The 7,086-nt window shown below is 38.1% G+C and carries 5 protein-coding genes and 1 pseudogene; 3 read left to right on the top strand and 3 right to left on the bottom strand.

Going from position 1 to position 7,086, the window contains the following annotated elements; genetic code table 11:
- Positions 1 to 553: pseudogene (locus tag ACZFYI_RS12915) on the bottom strand (efflux RND transporter periplasmic adaptor subunit); the annotation flags it as partial.
- A gap of 95 nt (positions 554 to 648) precedes the next feature.
- Positions 649 to 2,901, bottom strand: coding sequence for an efflux RND transporter permease subunit (locus tag ACZFYI_RS12910; protein WP_462524543.1), 2,253 nt, complete (start codon positions 2,899 to 2,901; stop codon positions 649 to 651).
- 219 nt (positions 2,902 to 3,120) lie between these two features.
- Here ACZFYI_RS12910 and ACZFYI_RS12905 point away from each other — a divergent pair, with 219 nt between their 5' ends.
- On the top strand, positions 3,121 to 3,915 hold the full coding sequence (locus ACZFYI_RS12905; protein WP_462524542.1) for a thymidylate synthase: 795 nt from the start codon (positions 3,121 to 3,123) through the stop codon (positions 3,913 to 3,915).
- Positions 3,916 to 3,934: 19 nt separating this feature from the next.
- Here the strand turns inward: ACZFYI_RS12905 and ACZFYI_RS12900 are convergent, their stop codons facing one another.
- Positions 3,935 to 4,768: an aminotransferase class IV gene (locus ACZFYI_RS12900; protein WP_462524541.1), complete on the bottom strand. Its 834-nt coding sequence runs from the start codon at positions 4,766 to 4,768 to the stop codon at positions 3,935 to 3,937.
- A gap of 155 nt (positions 4,769 to 4,923) precedes the next feature.
- On the opposite strand from ACZFYI_RS12900, the gene sdaAB reads away from it, so the two are divergent.
- Positions 4,924 to 5,598, top strand: coding sequence for an L-serine ammonia-lyase, iron-sulfur-dependent subunit beta (gene sdaAB, locus ACZFYI_RS12895; protein WP_462524540.1), 675 nt, complete (start codon positions 4,924 to 4,926; stop codon positions 5,596 to 5,598).
- A gap of 3 nt (positions 5,599 to 5,601) precedes the next feature.
- Entirely contained in the window at positions 5,602 to 6,951 is a 1,350-nt protein-coding gene (locus ACZFYI_RS12890) for a TolC family protein (RefSeq protein ID WP_462524539.1), read from the top strand.
- Positions 6,952 to 7,086 lie beyond the last annotated feature (135 nt).

Below are 7,086 nucleotides of genomic sequence, written 5' to 3'. Positions count from 1 at the left end.
TGTGTATAAGTTGTAATTTTTCGGCCAAACCGTTGGTAATGGCTTTGAGACTAGACAATTCGGCTTGAGCCAACTGGGTTACTTTATCACTACTGGCTTGGCTTTGGTTTAGTTCGGTTTGACGGGCAAATTCTTTTTCGGCATAAAGAAGCTTGGCTTTCGAAACCAAATAATCTTGTTGCATTTGTATGTATTGCTGGTCTTGCATTACGGCAATAATTTCGCCTTTGTTTACGTGCATACCAGGCAAAAGATGCGTTTTGGCCAAATAACCGCCCAAAGGAACGGAAACCGAAACTAGGTTTTGAGGTGGCACATCTATTTTTCCGTTTATTTTTAAGGTAGTAGCCATGCTTTGTTCAGTCAAAGAAATGGTTTCAATATCGGCATTATTGAGTTGTGCATCGGTTAGAACAACTTCGTTTTCTTTTAAAACGGTTGCTGTTTGGGTTTCTGTTGTTTCTTTTTTACAAGAAATAAAAAGAACTAATAATGTGAGAATTACAATATTTTTTATCATGATTTCCTGGATATTATTGATTTCAATACCCATTCCGAAGTAGATTATTCAGATCATTATCCTGTCTCCGCTGTTTTTTCATTAGAAAAACCAATCCGAAAAATCAAATCCAATCCTGAGGAATAGACTTATTTCTTTGATCCTTTTTTTAACAAAATCAATAAAACCGGAAGTAAAACCAAATCAGCGATCAAGGCAAAAACCAATGCCATTCCTATCAACAAGCCTGAATAAAAAGTCACGCCAAACTGGCTCAAAGTCAATATTGAAAAACCGGAAACCAAAACAAGCGTAGTGAGAATAATTGCCTTTCCAGTTTCCAAATAAGCCCTTTTGATCGCATACAGCCACGGCTTCCCTTTTCCAAGTTCCATTTTCAACTTTGCCATAAAGTGAATGGTGTCGTCCACGGCAATACCAAAAGCTACAGTAAATATGATTGCAGTAGTTAGCTTTAGTTCGATACCAAAAACAAACATCAAGCCGCACACCCATAAAAGAGGAATGATATTAGGAATTACTGATATGAGGGCAATTTTCCATGACCTGAACAAAAACCCTACAATCAAAGCAACAATCACAAATGCAAACCCAAGCCCTTTTGCCATTTGCGCAGTGACACTTTCATGACTGATATCAATCAGGTGGGACGTTCCTGTAATCCTGACAAGGAGCAAATCGGGGTTAATTTTCTCTTCCAAAAACTTCAAAAATTCAGCTTTCATTTCTGAGGATTTGAGGCTTCCCATATCTTCAGTCCTCGCAGAAAGTCTTCCTGTCTTTAAATCTGAAGTCAATATCTGAATTGGTGAAGCCTCCAAAACCTTTTTAAAATAGGGCTCCATGCGGCGAACCTGTCCTAATGAAGGGCTTGAAAATGCCTTTTCACTTCCACCGTTTAAGGCTTTATTAAGGCTTTTTGCCATAGTCAATGGGGACACAATAGCCGATGCCCCAAAAACATCCTTGACAAAATTCTCCAGTTTTTCCTGTTCTTTCAACACCTCAAATTGCATCAGATCCTGAGCTTCGGGGCCTGCTTCCAAGGAAAATTCCAAGGGCTTAGACCCTCCAAACTCTTTGTCAAAAAACCTAAATTCCTCTATCAAGGAATTATTTTCAGGTAAATCATCCAATATATACCCATTGACCTGAAGTCTTGACATACCAAAACCTGACAAAACAGTAACCAAAATAAATACTACAATAATAGGTTTGGTATTAGAAACTGTCCACAAAAATGCTTTCCTCATCCCCTTTCTCCACATAATGGAAAAAGAATCGTATTCCGAAACTTTGAAAGGTGTCAGCAGATACAACATCCCCGGTGCTATCAATACTACAGCCAAAAACATCATCATAACCCCTATTCCGGTATAGAGTCCAAAGGATTTCAAGCTTGGAATATTGGTAAAATAAAGAGAGATAAAACCTAGTGAAGTAGTAAAGCAAGTCAAAAATACAGCCGTCCATAGCTCTGAAAAGGATTTTTGGATCGCTTCATCTTTGAGATAGCCATTTCTTATCTGTGTCAGGTAATGATTAAAAAAGTGGATAAGGGCGGCCAATCCTACAACCGAAAGGATGGTCGGCTGCATGACAGACATTACATCCAACGGCTTTCCAAAATAAAGAGACAAAGCTATTGTCCACAAAATCCCAAACAATAGGACTATTAAAGGTACCAAAACTCCCCACCATGTCCTGAATATTACGATAAGGAGAAATACTATCAGCAAAATCGATATTCCCAAAAAGAATGAAAACTCTTTCTGCATCAAATGTATGAATTCACCCTGAGCCCTTATTTTTCCGGCAAGGTGGAAATCGTTGATCCCCGAGTTATCGACGAGACTTTTTATCTCCTGATATAATACATCCCCCTCTTCCTTGCTGATCCGCTGTTGGTTTTTCAAGATGATCAAAAGGTAATTTCCCTCCTCACTGATGAGACTTCCTTTCCATTGGCCAGATGCCAAAATAGAATTCTTTGAAAGGATAAGGTTTTCAGAATTATTCCAATCCAAAACTTTCCGATATCGAATCCCGAAAGGGTTGATGATTGGTTCCTCCAAATCCAGAAGCGATACAGTCCGCTCCACCTTTTCCAACTTTTTGAGGCTTTCATTCAGTGAATTTGCCTTTGACAAAAAAACAGAATCAAAGACATCAGGATTCCTTCCAAGCGCAATCAGAAGGTAATCATTGTCATTTTCAAACTTACTTCTAAAATCTTGGTAGAAAGCAAGTTCTTGATCTTCCTGGGGGAAAAAACTTTCAAAATCATAATCAAAAATTACCATTGGTCTGAAAACGGCAACTCCCAATGTCATCAACATTGCTATTCCTAATAACCAAAATGAATTCTTCTTTGTAAACATATTGACTTTGAAAGATACAGGATAACACTGATTTTGTTTTCAAATCACAAAAAAGTAATGGTTTGATAAAATTGATTTACTCCAAAACATCAGCTTTAAAAGATTTCTGATAAGAAATTTACAAGGACAAAAATCCAATTTCCACAACAAAAGCAAAATGCCTCTTTCCTAATTTTACTTATCTTCCTATCTTGCCACCATTAAAATCCCTCTTTGAATATGAAGCAATACCATGATTTGATGCAGCACATTTTGGACAACGGTGTCAAAAAAGAAGACAGAACCGGAACTGGAACCATCAGTGTTTTCGGTTACCAGATGCGGTTTAATCTTGCAGATGGTTTTCCGGTAGTCACTACCAAAAAACTCCATCTTCGCTCCATCATCATTGAATTGCTTTGGTTTCTAAAAGGTGATAGCAACATCAAATACCTCAACGAAAACAAGGTAAGTATTTGGGATGAGTGGGCAGATGAAAACGGTGATTTGGGGCCTGTATATGGGTACCAATGGAGACATTGGCCGGATGGAAAAGGGGGAGAAATCGATCAGATCAAAAACCTGATCCATCAGATCAAAACCAAACCTGACAGCCGAAGGCACATCGTAAGCGCATGGAATGTAGCCGATGTAGACCATATGGCACTTCCTCCTTGCCATACTTTGTTTCAGTTTTATGTAGCTGACGGCAAGCTTTCCTGCCAACTCTACCAAAGAAGTGCGGATGTGTTTTTGGGAGTTCCTTTTAATATTGCCTCTTATGCATTATTTACTCTGATGGTTGCTCAGGTCTGTGGCCTTGAACCGGGAGAATTTGTCCATACTTTCGGTGATGCACACCTTTACAGCAATCACCTTGAGCAAGCACATTTGCAACTCAGCAGAGATTTGAGACAGTTACCCACGATGAAAATCAATCCGAATGTGAAAGATATTTTCTCATTTGAATATGAAGATTTTGAATTGCTCAATTACGATCCGCATCCACATATCAAGGCTGCAGTAGCCATCTAAGAGCTTTCAAAAAATCGATTTATTTGAATTCAAAAATTTGCTCTAAAGCTTTATCGACATCGGTGTCAAAATCCTTGTTTCCAATTGATTTAAGGTAGCTTATTCCTGTCACGTTGCTTGTCAATATTTGATCCGCCAAAAGCAAATCCTCCATAGCATAAAGTCCTTCTGAAAAAAGTATGTTGTTTTCTCGGAAATAAGAAAGAATCATCCTCCTTCCGATTCCGGCAATACATCCTGATTCTAGGGAAGGTGTGAAATATTGACCGTTTTTAATCCAAAACAAATTAGCCGATCCCGCTTCACAGACAAAACCATCTTGGGTAGTCAATATCACTTCATCGAATCCTTTAGACTTCCTTTCCTGATTGGCCATAACATAAGGAAGCGCACTCAAAGTCTTACAATGACTCCAAGGTGTTTTTTGGATATGAACAGCTTGACTGAGGTATGCTTTTTCCTTTAATTTTGGTGCTTGGTAAAAAGCATGAATCTGTAGACTTTCCAGGACATGGTTTTCTTGAGGAGTATATCTACCCAAACCAGCCCTATAAACATTCCATCTCACCCTTAGATTTTTTTTATCTCCCCATATTTCTTTAAGGAGATTTTCTATTTCATTTATATGTGAAAGCCTTTTGCCCTCCAAAGACAAAGTCTTCAAACCATCCTCTATCCTTTCTGTATGTTGACTACCAAATCTGATTTTCCCATTTGCAAAAACCATTGTTTCAAAAAGGCCATCACCAAACAAAAATCCTCTATTATGAAATTCATCGGCATGATCAGACCAAATCCCGTCTTGATGTCTGTAAAGAAAAATTGTATCAAATCCGACCATAAGACTGTTCATTATTGAACAAAACAGATTATTGTAATTATTAATCAGCGTTAAAAATAATTAAATATTGATGATTTAATCCTTAATAGAGCCAATCTTACTCAAAATGTCTTTTTCAAATAAAAATCCTTCTTACTTTAGCATACTAATTGAAACTAGATTTTTCCATGGCAGCAAAAAGTGGTATTTTTGATATGATCGGTCCCGTAATGATAGGACCATCCTCTTCCCACACCGCGGGGGTTGTCAGAATCGCAAGAGCGGCCATTAGGGTTCTTGGCGGAATTCCCGATAATGCAACCATTACATTTTACAATTCTTTTGCCCGGACGTACGAAGGGCATGGCAGTGATAAGGCAATTATCGGGGGACTTCTTGATTTCAAAACAGACGATGACAGAATCAAAGAATCATTTGATCTTGCCAAAGAAAAAGGGCTCCAATTTACCTTCAAATCTATTGGGAATGCCTCTGTCTATCATCCCAACACTATCAAACTGAACCTGACCAAAGGTGAAAGAAAAGTAGAAGTAATAGGTGAAAGCCTAGGCGGAGGAGTGATCAATATGGCTGAGGTGGATGGATTCAATGCCAATTTCTCTGCCCAAACTCATACATTGATCATCAAAGCGGAGGATGTTTCAGGAGCAATTGCCTTCATTTCAAGTGTAATAGCCCAAGAAAAAACAAACATTGCCACGATGTCCGTCTCTAGGAAAGGAAAAAACGACATCGCATGTCATGTGATCGAAATGGACAGTGGTATCAGGCCCACTACAATCTCCTACCTAAATAGCCTGACTTGGATCAAAGAATTAATTTACATACCTGATATTGATTAACCCATGATGAAAAAATATTACTTATCGGCAGTTGTTTTTTTGCTGCTTACATTTTCTACCATCTATGCCCAAGATGTTGATTACAGCAGATTGGACTTGGAAACATGTATAGAAATCGCATTAGAAAACAACTTGACACTTCAGCGGAGTCAAGCAAACCTAGGAATCACAGAAGCCAATCTGATTGGAAACAAGGGACAAAGAATCCCGACTTGGTCTACCGGCGCAAGTACAGGTTATAGATGGGGACGTTCCATCAACCCAGTAACTAACTTATTTGAAAACAACCGAATTGGAAACATCAATCTTTTTACAAATTCAAATTTCACTCTATTTGCAGGTCAGCAAATCACCAATACCATTCAACAAAATAAAATTGATATTGAGGCTGCCAGGTATAATGTCGAGTTCACTGAAAATACCATTACATTGAATGTGATCAACTTTTTTATCAATGTTGTTTTCAATTCAGAGCAGTTAAAAATTGCTCAAAACCAATTGGAAAGCACTCAGGAACAATTGAAAAATACCACCAAATTAGTTGATGCAGGATCGCTTCCTTTGGCAAATAAATTGGACATACAAGCTCAAAATGCAACAAATGAATTGGAGGTGATCAATGCTGAGAATAACCTAAGGATTGCAAAACTGAATCTTTCGCAAGCTTTGCAAATTCCTTTCAATGATAATTTCAATATTGTCGTACCGGTATTGGAGGCTGAAGAATATACTATGGTGGATAAGGAAGTTAATGAAGTATTTGAAAGCGCACTTGCTTTGATGCCTGAAATTAAATCTGCTGAATTAGGGGTAGAAAGCGCTCAACTCGGAATTAAAATTGCTCAAGGAGGATATTTTCCAACTATTGGAATTGGCGGTAGTGGTTTTTCAAACTATATCGACCAACCGGATTTCTTTGGTGTACGAGATGACTTCAAAACCCAAATTGGAAATAACTTTTCCTATTCCGGAAACATTCAACTAAATATACCCATTCTCTCCAACATGAGAAACAGGTCAAATGTACAGAGGGCGAGACTTCAAAAAAGACTCAGTGAAATCCAGGAAGTGGAAACTGTGAATCAACTCAGACAGGATATAGAAAGTGCCTATACCAGTGCCGATGCTGCAAGACAATCCTACCAAGCTTCATTGGTCAGAGTGGCATCATTACAGGAAGCATTTAGGATTTCCCAACAAAGGTTTGATGCAGGAGCTATCAATTTTGCGGATTTTCAATTGGCCCAAAATAACTTCTTTAATGCCCAGGCAGACTTACTTACTGCAAAATATACATATATATTCCGGGTAAAAGTTCTGGACTTTTACTTAGGAAACCCACTCAAACTTTAATATAATACCAAATCAAAATGGCAAAGAAAAAGTCAAATAAGCTTATTTATATCCTTTTAGGAGTTCTAGCTGTAGTCATCATATTCGCTATCATAGGAAGATCTGCAGGTTGGATAGGTGGCGAAAAAGTAACTA

Source organism: Aquiflexum sp. (assembly GCF_977115555.1).
The sequence above is the reverse complement of the archived record's forward strand: the minus strand, read 5'-3'. Positions and strand labels throughout refer to the sequence as shown.

Excerpts from the sequence above, each read along its gene's own strand:
- ACZFYI_RS12910 (WP_462524543.1), bottom strand. The coding sequence starts at position 2,901 with ATGTTTACAAAGAAGAATTCATTTTGGTTATTAGGAATAGCAATGTTG.
- ACZFYI_RS12905 (WP_462524542.1), top strand. The coding sequence starts at position 3,121 with ATGAAGCAATACCATGATTTGATGCAGCACATTTTGGACAACGGTGTC.
- ACZFYI_RS12900 (WP_462524541.1), bottom strand. The coding sequence starts at position 4,768 with ATGAACAGTCTTATGGTCGGATTTGATACAATTTTTCTTTACAGACAT.
- sdaAB (WP_462524540.1), top strand. The coding sequence starts at position 4,924 with ATGGCAGCAAAAAGTGGTATTTTTGATATGATCGGTCCCGTAATGATA.
- ACZFYI_RS12890 (WP_462524539.1), top strand. The coding sequence starts at position 5,602 with ATGATGAAAAAATATTACTTATCGGCAGTTGTTTTTTTGCTGCTTACA.